General features: G+C 47.6%; 13 protein-coding genes. 10 read left to right on the plus strand and 3 right to left on the minus strand.

Features of this window, described 5'->3' with window-relative positions; genetic code table 11:
- Nucleotides 1-319: 319 nt before the first annotated feature.
- Nucleotides 320-655: a zinc ribbon domain-containing protein YjdM gene (locus DES37_RS15770; RefSeq protein ID WP_036103452.1), complete on the minus strand. Its 336-nt coding sequence runs from the start codon at nt 653-655 to the stop codon at nt 320-322.
- A gap of 802 nt (nt 656-1,457) precedes the next feature.
- On the opposite strand from DES37_RS15770, the gene DES37_RS15775 reads away from it, so the two are divergent.
- The 4 genes from DES37_RS15775 to DES37_RS15790 all read left to right on the plus strand — a co-directional run bounded on the left by DES37_RS15775 (nt 1,458) and on the right by DES37_RS15790 (nt 8,853).
- Entirely contained in the window at nt 1,458-3,800 is a 2,343-nt protein-coding gene (locus tag DES37_RS15775; RefSeq protein ID WP_110026665.1) for a dynamin family protein, read from the plus strand.
- A 2-nt stretch (nt 3,801-3,802) separates the two neighbouring features.
- Nucleotides 3,803-4,687 (plus strand): diguanylate cyclase regulator RdcB family protein, encoded by an 885-nt coding sequence (locus DES37_RS15780; protein ID WP_110026667.1) that lies wholly within the window; start codon nt 3,803-3,805, stop codon nt 4,685-4,687.
- A gap of 537 nt (nt 4,688-5,224) precedes the next feature.
- Nucleotides 5,225-7,432, plus strand: a complete 2,208-nt coding sequence (locus tag DES37_RS15785) for a TonB-dependent receptor (RefSeq protein ID WP_110026817.1) — start codon at nt 5,225-5,227, stop codon at nt 7,430-7,432.
- A gap of 578 nt (nt 7,433-8,010) precedes the next feature.
- Complete coding sequence (locus DES37_RS15790; protein WP_110026669.1) at nt 8,011-8,853, plus strand: hypothetical protein; 843 nt, start codon at nt 8,011-8,013, stop codon at nt 8,851-8,853.
- 176 nt (nt 8,854-9,029) lie between these two features.
- Here the strand turns inward: DES37_RS15790 and DES37_RS15795 are convergent, their stop codons facing one another.
- Nucleotides 9,030-10,058 carry a hemin-degrading factor gene (locus DES37_RS15795; protein WP_110026670.1) on the minus strand — a complete coding sequence of 343 codons (1,029 nt, stop codon included), beginning with the start codon at nt 10,056-10,058 and terminating at the stop codon, nt 9,030-9,032.
- Between the two features lie 230 nt (nt 10,059-10,288).
- On the opposite strand from DES37_RS15795, the gene DES37_RS15800 reads away from it, so the two are divergent.
- A complete protein-coding gene (locus DES37_RS15800; protein ID WP_110026672.1) occupies nt 10,289-10,600 on the plus strand; it encodes an Rdx family protein in 312 nt (103 codons plus the stop codon).
- 183 nt (nt 10,601-10,783) lie between these two features.
- Nucleotides 10,784-11,515: a 4'-phosphopantetheinyl transferase family protein gene (locus DES37_RS15805; RefSeq protein WP_110026674.1), complete on the plus strand. Its 732-nt coding sequence runs from the start codon at nt 10,784-10,786 to the stop codon at nt 11,513-11,515.
- Between the two features lie 147 nt (nt 11,516-11,662).
- Here the strand turns inward: DES37_RS15805 and DES37_RS15810 are convergent, their stop codons facing one another.
- Complete coding sequence (locus DES37_RS15810) at nt 11,663-13,000, minus strand: NCS2 family permease (RefSeq protein WP_036103433.1); 1,338 nt, start codon at nt 12,998-13,000, stop codon at nt 11,663-11,665.
- A gap of 165 nt (nt 13,001-13,165) precedes the next feature.
- Here DES37_RS15810 and yieH point away from each other — a divergent pair, with 165 nt between their 5' ends.
- From yieH to DES37_RS15830, 4 genes are all read left to right on the plus strand, one after another.
- On the plus strand, nt 13,166-13,831 hold the full coding sequence (gene yieH / locus DES37_RS15815; protein WP_036103431.1) for a 6-phosphogluconate phosphatase: 666 nt from the start codon (nt 13,166-13,168) through the stop codon (nt 13,829-13,831).
- Between the two features lie 387 nt (nt 13,832-14,218).
- A complete protein-coding gene (locus DES37_RS15820; protein ID WP_146211524.1) occupies nt 14,219-14,761 on the plus strand; it encodes an OmpH family outer membrane protein in 543 nt (180 codons plus the stop codon).
- A 71-nt stretch (nt 14,762-14,832) separates the two neighbouring features.
- On the plus strand, nt 14,833-15,408 hold the full coding sequence (locus DES37_RS15825) for an SAM domain-containing protein (protein ID WP_110026677.1): 576 nt from the start codon (nt 14,833-14,835) through the stop codon (nt 15,406-15,408).
- A gap of 161 nt (nt 15,409-15,569) precedes the next feature.
- On the plus strand, nt 15,570-17,165 hold the full coding sequence (locus tag DES37_RS15830) for an ABC transporter substrate-binding protein (RefSeq protein WP_110026679.1): 1,596 nt from the start codon (nt 15,570-15,572) through the stop codon (nt 17,163-17,165).
- The last annotated feature ends 7 nt before the right edge of the window (nt 17,166-17,172 follow it).

Consider the following 17,172-nt stretch of genomic DNA (forward strand, 5'->3'; position numbering starts at 1 on the left):
ATTAAAAAGTGATGGCTATCTAAAAAATTTTCTCTAAGGAATGAGTGAGTGTAGTTTAATTATGGCTAACAATTAAATTTAATTAATATTTCTTTAATTCATTGATTTTATGTGTTTTTAAATTTTTGCTTTATACGGAAATTGTACTATCGTGATAATGGTTTAGTGATTTACCAGGGTATTACCTGGTGCGTGAAATAACCGGGATATTGTTTGTGTCTAATGAGTGGTAGCTGATAAATAAATTATGTCGGGATTTTTTTACTATCTATAAATGGCACAAGAAAAAACACCTCCCATTAACGGGAGGTGAAACGAATCAGTTCTTTTTAACAAATTCAGATTTCAGTTTCATCGGCCCAAAACCATCGATTTTGCAATCAATATTATGGTCACCTTCCACCAGACGGATATTTTTCACCCTGGTACCAATTTTCAGTGTGGAAGAGCTGCCTTTAACTTTCAGGTCTTTAACCACGGTGACACTGTCGCCATCAGCGAGAGTATTCCCGTTGGCATCTTTCACCACCAGGGTATCGTCCTGGTGTGCAGGTTCGTCGTCACGCCATTCGTGAGCACACTCCGGGCAGACATACATCAGATTATCCTGGTATGTATATTCAGACTGGCATTTGGGGCATTGAGGCAGTTGCATGGCGTATCCTTTATTGTATCACTGGTACTGATATTCTCTGCCTGGCGCTGAACAAAAAACCCACCCGATTATGGAGTTAGCGGGCCATTTGGTGTGAATTCTGTCAGGCGTAAAAGCCGGTAATCTGCAGAGAATTCTCATTAAATGGTAAAAACCGCTGGATTATAACTTATTTCTCATGGTGATTGTGTGGTTTTTTGCATGTTTACATGATTATCGTTGTAATAAATATTATATTTAACAATAACATATATATTAAATTTGTATTTTTTACTGCTAAAAAAGCAATGGTGTTTTTTATGGCGTGATTCTGTCATTACAGAGGTGGAAACATACCGTCTGGCGCCCATTGAAATGGGAGTGATTCGCAATCATGATTTTACTTAACCAAAATTAATGCCATCGGCAGGGAATGAGATAACCTGGTTTTTCATTCTCACAATCAATAAGTTGCTTTAAATATGCGAACAACATATCGTGAAAGCTAATAAGATAGTGTTATTCTTCACTGGCGGCTTTAGGTGGCTCACTCTCTTAATTGGCTTCCTCCGCAACGCTACGCTCACTGGTGTGGGAACACTCTTTTCGCTGATTAGTACCCTGGGTTTATTTACCCGGGGAGGGTTGTTGCCAGTGTTGTGTCATGCTTATTGATTGAATAGAAAAGAAATCTTTTTGCTTCCTTACCTGCGGGTAATGGTTTTTCTTTATATTAAAAATAAATAGTTCCAGGCTATTTCATAACTAAAAAATAAAAGACGTGATTATCACGTCTGATGATTTGCATTAAGGAAAGGTTTTTATGCACACACAGACAATATTTGAATTAAGTCAGGAGGCGGAGAGGCTATTGCAACTGGCTATTTCGCAGCTTGATTCGATTCAACAGTTCCCTGCTTCCAGCCCGCCTGTTGCAGCGACAGACAGTACTGTTGCTGCAAATGCTAACCATTTCAGCCTTAATGGCATACAAAGGCAGCATGAAATATTGCAAAGTGAGCTGCGTAAGCTCACGCATCAGGAAATGGTACTGGCAATTGTTGGCACCATGAAAGCAGGCAAATCCACGACGATTAATGCCATCATTGGTACTGAAGTGCTGCCCAACCGTAACCGGCCTATGACAGCGCTGCCTACGTTGATTCGCCACACGCCCGGCCAGCGGGAACCCAGTCTCTATTTTCCTCATGTTTTACCTATTGAAGCATTGATGGAAAATTTGCATGCCTGCCTGATACATTCAGACCGGCAGGCGCTGGCAGAGCGCCTGGAAATAGACAACGATATGGAAGCCCTGATTCAACGCATAATTGAAAAGCAGGGATTCGAACGGCACTATCTGGGTGCCCAGCCTATTTTTTATTGCCTGAAAAGCCTGAATGACCTGGTACGGTTATCTCAGGTTCTCAACATTGATTTCCCTTTTGCCGCTTATACTGCAATTGAACATATTCCTGTAATTGAGGTGGAATTTGTTCATCTGGCTGAACAGGAAGTTCCTTATGGTCAGTTAACGTTGCTGGATACCCCCGGGCCCAATGAAGCCGGCCAGCCTTATTTGCAGCAGATGTTAAAAGAGCAATTAAGCCGGGCTTCGGCGGTTATGGTGGTGCTGGATTACACTCAGCTCAAATCCATATCCGATGATGAAATGCGCCGGGTAGTGGCTCAGGTTGGCGACAAAGTGCCTGTGTATGCGCTGGTCAACAAGTTTGATCAGAAAGACCGTAATAGCGATGACGAACAGCAAATTCGCGCCCTGATAGCCGGTTCTTTGATGCGCGGGGTTATCACCCCGGAACATGTCTTCCCGGTGTCTTCAATGTGGGGTTACCTGGCATACCGTGCCAAACATGAAATTGAACAGCATGGTTGCCTGCCTGACCCTGACCAGCATCGTTGGGTTCAGGATTTTGCCGATGCCGCATTAGGGCGCCGCTGGCAGACTGCTGATCTCGCCAATATCCCTCATATCGGGCTGGCTGCTCAGTTGCTCTGGGAAGATGCCTTGCTGGAGCAACCCATCAGTACCATTCTTGATGCGGCACAAGGGAAGGCTTCGCTTTTTGCATTGCACTCAGCAGTACAAAAACTGAATAGTTATTCCCGTCTCGCCAGTGAGTTTCTGTTTCTGCGTGCGCAGGGGCTTAATATGGATGATGCCAGCCTGCAGGCACATATTCACAGTCTTGAACTGGATATCACCACACTGTATTCGTGCCAGGCACCGGTAGCCCAACGTGTTCAGATGGAAATGGAAGAAGCGATTGGCCAGATAGGCAATAACCTTGACCAGTGCAGGCAGCGAGTGCATGACGCGCTGAAAAGTTATTTTGAACATGGGGTTGTGCCTGCAATGGTAACGCAAAAAGTGTCCTCGTTGCTGTACCATGAACCAGATTTCACCCCAGGCGAGCGGCTGCTGATTTCCGGTAATGAAAATCTGGCCAGGCTCAGCCTGTTTAAGATAAGCCACTCTTGCGAAGCCATCATGGCCTGGGCTCAGAGCCATATGGCTGCGGCACTGGCCGCGATAGCAGAAACACTGAAGCAGACGTTAACGGCAACGTTTCGCCAAACACTGGAGCCTATTGAGCAACGCCTGAGTACCGGGCTTGATGCTTGTGTCAAGGAACCTCTCTCCTTACCCGATATTCAGAATATGTTGCTGGATGCCAGTGTTGCCTCCTGTTTTGCTGATGCGTTAACAGAACAGCGTACTGTCAATTCACAAATGCAGACGGGTATTCGTTCTGCGATGCAACGCTGGTTTAATGGCGCGACGGATCAACTGGAAGGAAATGCGGATTATTCACGTCAGTTTGTGATTAACCTTAATGAACTGCAGACGAAACTCTTCCAGCATATTACCCAGGCCTGCGAACATATGAGGGGAGCTGTGTATGCGCAGCTGGATGTCTCCGTCACTCAGTGCCTGACAACCTTTTTTGCTGAAGTGACCAGTGCGCTGGAAGCGATTCAGCGTAACCTGAATCACTGCATGCTGGCTCGTCAGCAAAGCCATGAGCAACAGCAAGGGTTACGTAAACGCGTTCAGCATTGCCTCACAACGGTCACATTTATTCGTGAAGATACACGTTTATTGCAGGAAGATATCCAGACGCTGCTAAAAGCGGAACAATAATAATGACGTATTCATCATTAATTGAAATACCAGAAGAAACACTGGAATGTATTAATGGCAAATTTGTTGTCGACCTTGCCAGTGATATTGACCTGCGACGGGAGCGCCACCGCCACCCACAAAGCAACCAGTTTTGGGTGCACTTACAAGCGGTATTTCGCCAGAAACTCCCCGCAGGGCAAATTTTACATGGCAGTGAAGCGGCAATGAACCATGGTGATGCCAATCTGGCCTGGCTACAGTGGTTCCTCAGTAAAATGGCGCTCAGCCAGTTTACTCTGGCATCACTGACGGCACGGATTCAGGTGTTGCGCGCCAGTTGCCCTCCCGGCCATGAACGAGAGAAACACCTGCTGCAATTGCAAACCCTGGTAAGCCAGCGCCAGCAGCGGCTGGCCGCGCAACTGGAAAAGTCAGACAGCCTCAACCAGGCTCAGGTTCATTGTGAGCAAGTGTTTGCTCGTTGGCGTACCGGGCATTATCAGCGTTTTTCTCCTGCTGCCCGTTGTTATATCGCGCTGGAGGAGTTGCGTTGGGGGATGTTTGGCGATGTCTGCCGTGCGCAACAATCCATACATTCCCATTCGCTGGTGGAGTTTGTCCGGGAACGTGCTATTGCGCAACTGGCTTGCGATATCGGTGCATCAGCAAGAACCCGGCACTTTTACCATCAGTGGCTTACGTTCCCGCCAGCAACAGGTATGATGGATCTGAAAGCATTGCTGAGCTGGCTGGGTGACTGGTGTCACGGTGAGTATCAGCCTGTCACCTGGTCTGTAACACAAAGCTGGCAAAACATTGCGCTGGGTATGCCGCGTATTTGTTCAGCTTCCCGCCTGGCTGGCAGCATGGTGGATGAAATCTTTCACCTGGCAGACGCCGATTAACTGCGCTGGTGGGTAATAAGTAACAAGGGGCAAACCTGTTTCCCCTTGTTATTGGGTGACATCCTCTCGTTCTGTGCAGACATGAGGTTTAACAGCGGCCTCAAGCGGAAAATTGTTTTCTTATGGTTGTGTATGAAAGCAAACCCACCACGGCTGCCTGTTTATGATTTCTATCTCTCCAACCAGAGTTAACCTGCGGCATGAACGGTGTTTCTTTATTATTGTCCGAGGTTCAAAGCTACATTGCGGCTCTTCTCGCTTTTTATCATGGCGAACTATCCGTTGAAGGCGATGGATACGTCATGCCATGCCGGGTGCTTTTTCTGGAAAAGCAGATTTCTTTCACGTTTAGCTACCACTAACACACTGATTCTGCTCACTTATATGAAATATTGAATAATTAGCAAGAAAAGAATGACTTGATTTTAGTAACTCAAAAATGATAATCGGTCTCAAAATTATAAATCTTATCATTTAAGAACAGAGAGAAAAGCCGTGTCAAACCGCCAGTCAACTTGTGTGGGCAAGGGGCCCCGCATATTGGCGTTGCTAATCAGTAGCGCTATTTTCCCGGCACTTGCCGTGGGCACAGCAACGGACAGCCAGTCAACAAACACCTCAAAGCAAGAGACCACTCACTCTAAGAAAGTAGATACCATTACGGTGACTGCTTCTCCTGACAATACCTTCCAGCCAGGTGGCGATGAGCTGGTGCCTGCTTATCTGGACGGGCAGGTTGCCAATGGCGGCCGCCTGGGAATGTTAGGTGAACAAAGCGCCATGGATGTGCCTTTCAATGTGGTGGGGTACACCTCTAAATTAGTCCAGGACCAGCAGGCACATACAATTGCTGAGGTAGTGGCTAACGATGCGGGTGTGCAGTCGACCAAAGGTTATGGCACATACGCTGAAACATATCGTATTCGCGGTTTTACTTTGAACGGCGATGACATGACTATGGGGGGGCTGCCTGGGGTGGTTCCTCGCCAGGTGGTTGATACCCAAATGCTGGAGCGTATTGAAATTTTCAAAGGTGCGAATGCACTTCTGAATGGTGCGGCTGGTACTGGGGTTGGTGGCATGATCAACCTGGAACCTAAACGCGCGGAAGATACGCCGATTACCCGTGTCGGTGTGGATTACACCTCAGATTCCCGGTTAGGTGGAAGCCTGGATGTGGGCCGCCGGTTTGGTGATAACAACCAGTTTGGCGCAAGGGTAAATTTGTTGCACCGCGAAGGCGAGGGCGCGGTAGATAACGATAAACGCCGTACTACTCTGGCTTCACTGGGGCTGGATTATCGGGGCGACCGCCTGCGTTCTTCACTGGATTTTGGCTACCAGAAGAAAACCTTCCATGGCAGCCGTGGTGGTGTAAATATCAGTGGTGTCGATTTTATTCCAGCGGTGCCCGGTAGCTCTACCAACTACACCCAGAAATGGAGTTACAGCGATATCGAAAATGAATTCGGTATGGCGAAATCAGAATACGACTTACTCGATGATGGGCGTCTGACTGCGTATGCCGCACTGGGCGGCCAGCATGCACGGGAAACCGGGGAATCAACCACACCGGCATTGACAGATACCAGTGGTGACGCAACTGTTTCACGCATGAAGTCAGACACCATTATTGATACGCTTAGTGGTATGGCGGGGTTACGCAGTAAGTTTGATACTGGGTTTGTGTCGCACAATGTCAATGTGGGCTATTCCGCATTTACCAGCCAGACCAAGTCTGCCTATGCAATGAATTTCTTTGCACCGACATCAACAATCAACATCTATTCCCCGCAGGATGTTGCAAAACCTGAAGCTGATTATGTCGGTGGTAAATACTCCGATCCATCCACCACGATTCGTAGCCGCACTCAGGGCTGGTTGTTAAGTGATACATTGGGCGTGCTGGACGATAAGTTACTGTTTACTCTGGGTGCCCGCTACCAAAAAGTGGTGCTGGTCAACTATGACTATAACTCCGGGGCGGAAACCTCACACTTCGAAGATAACCGCTGGATGCCGACTTATGGTGTTGTTTATAAGCCATGGAAGCCGGTTTCTTTCTATGCCAACCATACCGAAGCACTGCAACCAGGTGATTCCATTGGTGTGGGTGCACTGAACTACGGCCAAAGCCTGGGCATCATTCACTCCAAACAAAATGAAGTGGGTGTCAAAATGGATTTTGGCCGCGTGGGCGGCTCCCTGGCATTATTTGAAATCAAAAAACCTTCAGCGATTAACGATTATGTCGGCTCAAATTACTACACTCGTCTGGATGGTGAGCAGCGTAACCGCGGTATTGAACTGAATGTGTTTGGCGAGCCCATGTTGGGCCTGCGTTTGAATGCCAGCACCACCTGGATAGACCCGGAACTGTCTAAAACTGAAAATGGCACCAACGATGGCAACGATGCCATTGGTGTGCCACGTTTTGTGGGTGTTCTGGGTGCAGAATATGACATCCCCCATGTGGAGGGCCTGACTGCAACCGCGCGTGTCAATCATACTGGCTCTCAGTATGCCGATGCGGCAAACACCAAAAAGCTGGACAGCTACACCACGCTGGATTTAGGTGTGCGCTACCGGATGCAGCTTAACGCAGACAAGAATGAAATGGTCTGGCGTGTTGGTGTGGAAAACGTCACCAATGAAAAATACTGGGCTTCTGTAGAAAGCTACGGCTCTTATATTTTCCAGGGCGACCCGCGTACCCTGAAAGTGTCAATGACCTACGATTTCTAAGATTAACTGAATAGCTTTTAATAAGCCGGTTACCTGAAAAGGTGGCCGGTTTTTTTTACCTTTCCGGATAGGCCAGGATAAACGGAACAGGAGATAAAACTGTAATTTTGTTATTTATTAGTAATATTATTTTAATATCAATGCATGCTGCGCTTATTTTTAAATAAAAACTCAATTCTGGATGTGGCTTTAATTCTATCGATGAGGTTATTTTAAAATAACTGCAAATAATAACCATTATTATTCATTTTGCTTTTCTGTTACTACAATATTAGCCATTAAGACCTACTATATTTGGTAGTTTTACCCTGCGTATTTCAGTCTTGATACCGGTTTAAAATGCTTTTCCTGGCCGGAACTGCAAATAAAACGAGGTGGAGAGTATTTGCACCTGATTTCATCATTATGAAACTAAAGCCTTTTTTAAGGTAAACCATTTTTTACTTGAGCCTTGTGCTGAATCGAATAAATCCCGCTTACTGCTAAACAGGCTTTTTAGTATCGCTTGAATATCGTGTAAACCTCTGCGCTTTTGTGCCGATAACAGACGAGTATATGTCTATTCTCAGGGAAAAAGGATGAACACTCTTTTCGCAAAGTCACTGTCCGGGAGCGTGATAACGGGGACGTCGTTGTCTGACAATTCCAGCCATGCCACTTCCGGGCATTCTGTAAAAACGAAAGATGCTGAGCACACACAAGATGGAAGTACCGGTGCTGATACAGCGCTGCAACAAGATGGCGGCGTGACCGTCTCATTGAACTATTCTGTTGAATCCGGTGAAATTATCTCACCTGAACAACTGGATGGCCTGGCTTCTTTGTCTCAACGCCTGGCGAAAAGCCCCAGCCTGAATAACTCGTTGTTTACTGATCCGGCTACGGCAATGGATGCGGTGAGCTTTACAGGCTTTTACCACGCGGCGGCAGAAGGTGTAACGGCTGATCAACTGGCTGAAAAACTACATACTGCACTGAGTGGCGTACCTGGTAGCGGAACGCAACTGACCGACGCGATGGACCTGGCAATGACGCAGGCCAGGCTGAATAAGCTGGTGGATGATAATATCGCCGCAGACTGGCAACCGCATGCACGGCAGACCGTGGAGCAGTTTATTCAGGCAAAGGTAACCGCTCAGGACAGTGAGTGGCAGGCGCTGGCGGAAGAAGATATTGCACTGGCCGCAGCACGTGGGGATTATGCGAATCAGTCCCGGGCTGAATCAGACCTGGCGGTATTACAGGCAGGTAACAGCCAGCACCAACAATTGCGTACAGCTTTTCTTGAACTGACACGCGATACCTCAAACAGTGACGACTGGTTCAGCACGTTTAGTGCGGCCATAAATGGCAAGGGTGCGCTGGAATATGAAGAACAAATGCATGTCCAGGCACTGAGCACACAATGGCAGAGTTTATAGCCGCGGCAATGCCGTGTTTGCCGCCAGGAGTATCACTTGTTATCACTAACAGGCGGTGCTGACGGCGTTTATTGAGCCATGTATTTCACTGTTTTGCGCCAGGCGGGTAAAGTGCGTTGCACTGCAATGCAATGCTTCCCTCAGTGCCGGATACCATCCGGCCTGGCCTTTTCCACTTACGCCGCCACACCTGTGTTCATCACAGCATCGATTTGTTCTCGCCAGGTAAGTTGTTCTGGCGCCCCTTCACTGCGCTGGCCATAGAGCTGTGCTATCTGAGAACCATCTGCAGCAAACAGCTCCAGGCTGGTAACAAATCCGTCCCGCGTGGGTTTGCGTGTGACCCAGGTTTCCGCAATGTTATCCATAGCTAATTGCAACGAAAATGCCGGGTTTTCCACACACAGTTGCTGGTTTACTACCGCCACCTTATCAATAGGCCCTGTGAAAATTTGCACACAACCCCTGCTGGCGACAAAGATCATTAGTTCATTTTGCGCTTTTTCCGCCTGAGCCAGAATTTGCTGCACAGCATCATTGTCGACCTGGCAGGCAAGATCAGAACCCACTGCACGAAACGCCTGCAGGCGTGAAACTTCATGATTTTTCAGCAGCCCAAAGAATTGGTGAACATCGGTCATTGCACGCCATTCACGCTCAAGCGCCTGACCATCAACAGCATCTGTGTGTAACGGTGCCGGGTAAGCGCGCAGATCCAGCTCCCGGTGTTTGCGTAAACTACATTCGCTAATCAGTTCATTCCAGGCGGTAAGGTTGGTGTTCTCGGTCGTGAAGGCACTGAGTACAGCATCGCCCTGGTTATCAAAAATCTGAATACTCTGGCGTAACCCCTGCGAGGTTTGTTCCGCTACGGCAAAGGCACAATGCCACTGAGCAGGAAACAAGCGGAGATCCAGTGCTCGTGGGTTCAGCACAATACCGTGCTGGCCCAGGCGCAGGTTGTCATAACCCCCAATTTGCTTATGAATAGCATAAGGGTTTCGGGTAATATTTTTTATTTCACCAACCCGGGACAGCCCGTGCAACAAAGCAGTGAAATCAGGGCGTAACTGGACTGTATCCTGCCCAAGCCGGCAAAAGAGCAATTCTGCTTCACTGATAGCCATTTGTGCCGCGAGCTCGCAGGTATGTTTGTGCGGGTGTGTGGCTTTGAGTGACAAATAATGTTGGTAGCGACCATTCATAAATTCATTCTCCTTAATAACCCCGAAGCAGGAAAAGAGATGACAACGGGCAGGGGGACAGCACAGGAGGCCAGACACTGTGTTAAGGTTACAATAGTGTTAGCAATATGAAATAAAGCTAATATAAACACGCAGTGTAAGCAATGCATTCTCTGATAATGAGAATTGTTCTATGTTTGGCGTATTCACTCAGTACGCATCCACCGCAGAAAAAATGAAGGGAAATGATTATGGAACCAAAACCGCAGGTTATTATTGAGTACTGTACTCAGTGTAATTGGCTGCTCCGTTCCTCATGGATGGCTCAGGAGTTGCTCTTTACCTTCGCAGAGGATTTGGCGAGTGTGACACTCAAGCCTGCGACAGGTGGAATCTTTATTATTCGGGTGAATGAGCAGGTTATTTGGGAGCGTAAACGTGACGGCGGTTTTCCTGATGCGCCTACTCTCAAGCAGCGGGTGCGGGATATTTGCTTCCCTGAGCGCAGCCTTGGTCATAGTGATTTGCCGCGCACCACGCCTTCTGAGTCTGGCAGTGTTTAAGCATTTTCTACTGGACTTATCTGAACATTGTAAAGTTCAGTGATTGTTGTGTTGTATTGAGCTTTTTTCTTCTCAAATGCGTAAAATTCAGTTTTCAATGTATTGCATAGCAACGCCAGGCCCTTATTCTGGGGAGCGGTTGTGCATACACCTTTTAATTGCCCATTAATCAAGGAGTGAACGATGGCTACGCACTTTGCACGGGGGATACTCTCTTACCCACATAATTTGTCACCACGCCTTTCAGCCCAGGCTCTGAAATACTCCCAGCAACTTCCATCCCATAAACGTAACCGTTTTTTGGCCTCACGTAGTTTGCTGGCTGAACTGATGTTTATGCTGTATGGCATTGCTGTGTTGCCAGAAATTACTTGTGAGCAGGGCCGGCCGTGTTTTGTCAGTAAGGAGTTGCCCGATTTCTCGGTAGCTTATGCAGGAAACTGGGCCGGTGTGGTGGTGGCAACAGAAGGCAAATGTGGTCTGGATATGGAGCTTCAACGGGCCATTATTAACGCTCCTGCGGAGCGGGAAGGCCTGAGCAGCAATGAAATTATCTGGATTAATAACCAAACCGATCCGAAAGAAGCCTGGGTCCAGATTCTGGCGGTTCGCCAAAGTCTGGGAAAACTGGTTGGTCAGCCTAATAATATCACCCATGAGCTGCAATTATTGCCGGGGGTTGGGCGGTTACGTTTTGCACCTATGGCGCTGGTTGAAACGATTTGTGATGCTGAAGACCTGCTGGTGTGGTCTGTGGCAGGTGCTCCGGCAGCAGAACGCCTGAAGTTGTGGGAGTTTGATACGGCTTCTGGCTGGCGGGTGTTAAAAGACTTGCAGGAAAGGGCGCACGACCCGGATACTCGCTTAATGCGCTTTACCAGTATGCCTGCAGATAAGGCATTAATTATTAAATAAGAAAACAGTTGTTTGCCGGTGTGCTTCAGCAGGCTATCAGCCAACCACTATCACTATATTGTATAAATAAAAAGCATCGTATAAATCAAAAATGGCTGCCCGGGTTAACCCCGCTGGCAGCCATTTTTTTACCGTAAACAACCGGTATCAGTGTGCGTCAATAAACACTATCTTCAACACAAACAACAGCGCAACCACCACCACACAAGGGCTGAGGTCACGCAGGCGGCCGGTGCCGATTTTCATCACGCAATATGAAATAAAGCCCAGCGCAATACCTTCAGTAATTGAGAAACTGAATGGCATCATTACTGCGGTGATAAATGCGGGTACGGCTTCAGTCAGGTCGTTCCAGTCAACACGCGTCAGGCTGGAAGTCATCAGCACACCCACATAAATCAGTGCACCAGCTGCCGCATAGTCAGGCACCATACCCGCCAGTGGCGACAGGAAAATCACCAGCAAAAACAGTAAGCCAACTACCACCGCCGTCAGCCCGGTACGCCCACCGACAGAAACCCCGGAAGAGGATTCAATATAGGCTGTAACTGACGAAGTACCAATAAACGCACCTGTTACAGAGGAAATACTGTCAACAAACAGCGCCTGTTTCATGCGCGGAAACTTGCCTTTCTTGTCGGCCAGGCCTGCTTTATCGGTAACGCCAATCAGCGTGCCAGAGGAGTCAAACAAGTTCACCAGCATGAAAGAAAAAATAACCCCGGCCAGGCCAATATTGAATGAACCAGCCAGATCAACATGGCCGAAAACAGTATGCACATCTGGTGGAGCAGAGACGATACCGGTGTAGTGGACATCGCCCATCATCCAGCCCAACAGGGATGTGACAATAATGGAAATCAGCACGGCGGCGTGAATATTACGCGACGCGAGAATGGCAATAATAAAGAACCCAATGATACCAAACAGCACCGAGTGCGAGGTAAGGTTACCAATAGCGACCAGCGTATCTTTATTGGCGACAATCACACCGGCGTTTTTCAGCCCCATCATGGCAATGAACAGGCCAATACCACTGGTGATACCGACGCGCAGGCTGACCGGGATATTGGATATCATCCAGTAGCGAATTCGGAAAATCGTCAGTAATAACAGGCCAATGGCGCCCCAGAAAATGGCACCCATTCCAACCTGCCAGGGCAGGCCCATTGCACCGACCACTACAAAGGCAAAGAAGGCGTTCAGCCCCATAGCGGGAGCCAGCGCAACTGGCAAGTTAGCAAAAATCCCCATCAGTATGCTGCCAAATGCAGCAATCAGGCAGGTAGTGACAAATACCGCGCTGGTATCCATCCCCGCCACGCCGAGAATTTGTGGGTTAACAAAAACGATATACACCATGGTCAAGAAGGTGGTGAAACCGGCTATCACTTCCGTGCGTACGCTTGTCCCGTGAGCGCGTAATTTGAAGACGCGTTCCAGCAATCCCTGGCGCTCTGCCGGGGTGGTGTGTAGTTGATTCATTATCAATTTCCGGTAAAGGAAGAAAAAAACGTCGCTATCCTATACCAAAATGGCTAAATGTAGAGGCAATAGCCGGATTTTTTTCACTGATTAGCGCATACGGGATCGATTGCATTGCGCAAACAACGTAGAGTAAACGTTCAACTTATAAATTCAGGAAAACCCATGTCAGCCATTGAAGCTATCTTTTTCGACTGCGACGGGACGCTGGTCGATAGCGAGGTGATTTGTTCCAAAGCGTATGTGCATATGTTCCACGAATTTGGTATTACCCTGAGTCTGGAGACCATGTATCAGCGCTTTAAAGGCATCAAACTCTACGAAATCATCGATACAATCAATCATGAGCACGGTGTTCAACTGGACAAAGCGGAACTGGAGCCTGTATACCGTGCTGAAGTGGCGCGCTTGTTTGAAAGTGAACTGGCAGAGATCCCTGGGGCTCGCGCGCTGGTTGAATCTGTGACGGTTCCTATGTGCATTGTCTCCAATGGGCCGGTGTCAAAAATGCAGCAGTCACTGGGTAAAACGGGCATGCTGCACTTTTTCCCCGGGCGCCTGTTCAGCGGCTACGATATTCACAGCTGGAAGCCAGACCCGGCTTTGATGTTCCATGCAGCCGAAGCCATGCAAGTGAGCCCAGAAAATTGCATTTTAGTTGACGACTCTATGGCAGGTGCTCAGGCGGGAGTGGCAGCAGGTATGCATGTATTTTATCTCTGTGCTGACGAACATAACCAGCCGATTCACCACCCACGCGTCACCGTTTTTCATGATTTAGCGCAGTTGCCCGCATTGTGGCAGGCCCGGGGCTGGGTTCTGACGCGTTAACACACTGGTTCCCGTCTTCAAGCTGGCGGTGGAGCCAGTTTTGCCATGTGCTGTAAAGGGATATGGCAGTCAGGACGGGACTTGTGCCTGCTTTTTACCCTGATTTTTCGGGCCGCACTCAATATCATTCAGAATAATATCCTTTATATTGTTTAATCATTGTATTTATGGCTTATAAATGCATTTTTTATTGATATAAATTCCTGCCGCCGTTTCTCTCAGGTAGCATGCCGCTACGAAAATTTTACCCAAGAGTTTCAGAATCCGGCATTACTGGTCGTTTTTATTCAGTATCCAGGAACGCGCAGAGAACTTCCTGGCTTGATTATCCATACCTGGCCTGAGTTGTACCGTGGGTTTGGTAAATGCAACATAAAGGAGTATGTAATGAATACAGGTCGTTTTTTCCAGTTAACAAAAAAAACGATTGCATTCGTACTGGCGGCGGGAATTGTCGCAGGCTGTAATGAGAAAACAACAGGAGTTGATCCCGTGAAATTTGTCGATATGGAAAAGTTGTTAGTGGATTCGGGGCTGGCTGAACAGGAAGCTGCACATTTGCGCCTGGTTAACGAACGCCTGAAGCAGGGTGCTGAATTAGCCGGTAAACAGTACAGCACCATGGATGAAGAGAAAGTGGGCTTAGCCCGCCAGGCTGATGGGCAGATTTTGCAACTCCAGTGGCAGGCAGAGCAACAAAATGCACGTAAAACGGTGCTGGCTGCCGTTACTGAAGCAGCAATGTCCTGGCAGGATGAACATGGCGCAGTGGCAATACTGCCTCGTCAGGCAGCTCTCTCCGTGGCTAAAGATGCAGATATCACCGACGATATTCTGGCAAAACTGAAAAACTATACGGTCAAGTTTAATTCACTGCCAGAAGTGGCTATTAAATCAGAAGAACATAACACACCAGCCACCAGTCATTAATTCTCTTACGGGTATTACAACCGTAATACCCGCATTCCCAGCCTGCCGGTGACCTAAAGGATTTCACCAGAATGAAAATTTGTGTCATTTCCGATGACAGCTATTTTTCTGTTGGCGTTGCTGCAGCTATGGATAAATTCTGTCCAGTACAGCATTACAGCCCTGGAAAAGCATTAACAATACCAGTCTGTGAGCTTGAGCAATATTTTTATATTGTTCTGAATATTCGCAACCGTATGTTGTACAGAAAGGTAAGCTTAAGGTTAATGCGCTGTAAGGCAGACAAAATAATATTATTGCCTAACTGGCATCGGCTTGCGCGTAACTTTCGCCGGTTATTTACACCGTTAAAGATAACCCCTGCTGAATTACGTGGGCTGTTGATGTGTGAACCGCTGTGCAGGCAGGGGGCAGATAAAGTGGCACTTAAAGCATCCTACTTTGATATTTATCAGTCTATTATGGAAGGTGATAACTACAGTTATTTAATAGAGAAAAATGAAATCACCTATAAGCATATTTTTTATATGAAAAAAACCATCCTGAAACAATTAGGGATAGATAAAGTAAATCCAGGAAATGTCTTTCTGGCTGAATCTGTATTTCTTGGCTTGCAGGGGCGTAATCAGGTTAAATTTATTTCCTGAGTTGAAACTGGTGTGAGCTTTTACGCCCCAGAGATGCAAGAGGTGGAGAAAATTTACTCAGTAAACCAGGAAAAAGTCATAACCTGAGTGCTTTTCGTTATTTGCGAAATCAGTTGGCCTGTGCTGTCATTATGTTTTAAAAAAATGGCAGGCTATACGATATGTTGACAAGGAAATTTCTTACCGGGTTGTTATTTTCTACCCTGTTTCCCGCCAGTGCTGCACTGGCAGCGGAAAGCACGCTGGTTTATTGCTCTGTTGCTTCCCCTGAATCTTTTAACCCGCAATTAGCCAGTTCCGGCCCAACCTTTGTTGCCAGCTCACAAACACTGTATAACCGCCTGGTGACATTCGACCCGAAAGATAACTCGCCTGTTCCTTCACTGGCAACCTCCTGGACCATCAGCCCAGATGGCAAAACCTATACTTTCACTCTGCGCAAAGGCGTTAAATTCAACAGCAATAAATATTTTACACCCACGCGGGATTTTAACGCCGATGATGTCATTTTCTCGGTAATGCGCCAGAAAGATGCAAATAACCCTTACCATAATGTGTCACATGGTAGCTACGAGTACTTCAATGACCTGGAGCTGTCATCGCTTATCAAAGAAGTTAACAAACTGGATGATTACCATGTCCAGTTTGTGCTGACTAAACCTGATGCCGCATTTCTGGCTGACTGGGGAATGGACTTCGCGTCAATTTTATCTGCGGAGTATGCTGATGCCATGCTGAAAAAAGGTACTCCAGAGTATGTAGATACCTGGCCGATTGGCACCGGGCCTTATGCGTTACAGCAATACAAGGTCGACTCCCTGATTCGTTACATTGCCAATCCGAATTACTGGGATGGCGCAGTGCCAACCAAACACCTGATTTTCTCCATTACTCCTGACGTACAAACCCGCCTGGCAAAACTGGAGAAAAACGAGTGCCAGATTATCCCGGCACCCAGCCCGGTACAGTTTGACGCTATCAAAAAAGACAAAGACCTTACTCTGCATTCGATTGACGGGCTGAGCGTTGGCTATCTGGCGTTTAATACCGAGAAAAAACCTTTCGACAATGTGCTGGTGCGCCAGGCGCTGAATTACGCAGTGGATAAAAAAGCGATTGTTGACGCCGTATTTATGGGGTCAGGAACGGTGGCAAAATCACCGATTCCCCCAACGATGATGGGCTATAAAAAAGATTTGCCAGATTATGATTACAACCCGGAAAAGGCCAGGGCTCTGTTGAAACAGGCGGGATTTGCGAATGGCTTTGAAACCAACTTGTGGTCCATGCCGGTTCAGCGCCCTTATAACCCCAACTCGCGGCGTATTGCTGAAATGATCCAGAGCGACTGGGCGAAAGTGGGCGTGAAAGCCAAAATTGTTACCTGGGAGTGGGGTGAATACCTGTCCGGACTGCGTAAAGGTGAGCATGCAACGGCACTGTACGGGTGGATGTCAGATAATGGCGACCCGGATAACTTTGCCGACACACTGCTCAGCTGTGGCAGTATTAAAAGTGGTTCCAACGCGGCTCACTGGTGTAACAAAGACTACGATGCTCTGGTAACCAAAGCGAAAGAAACCAGTGACCCGGCAACGCGAGCGAAACTATACCAGCAGGCACAAACTATTTTTTACCAGCAGGCTCCCTGGCTGACGTTAGCAAATGGGAAAACGTTCTATGCCACCCGCAGCAATGTAACCGGGTACAGTGTCAGCCTGATGGGAAGTGATTTCTCGAAAGCAAAACTGAACTGATACAGAA

Source organism: Mangrovibacter plantisponsor, from assembly GCF_003182475.1.
GTDB classification, from domain to species: domain Bacteria; phylum Pseudomonadota; class Gammaproteobacteria; order Enterobacterales; family Enterobacteriaceae; genus Mangrovibacter; species Mangrovibacter plantisponsor.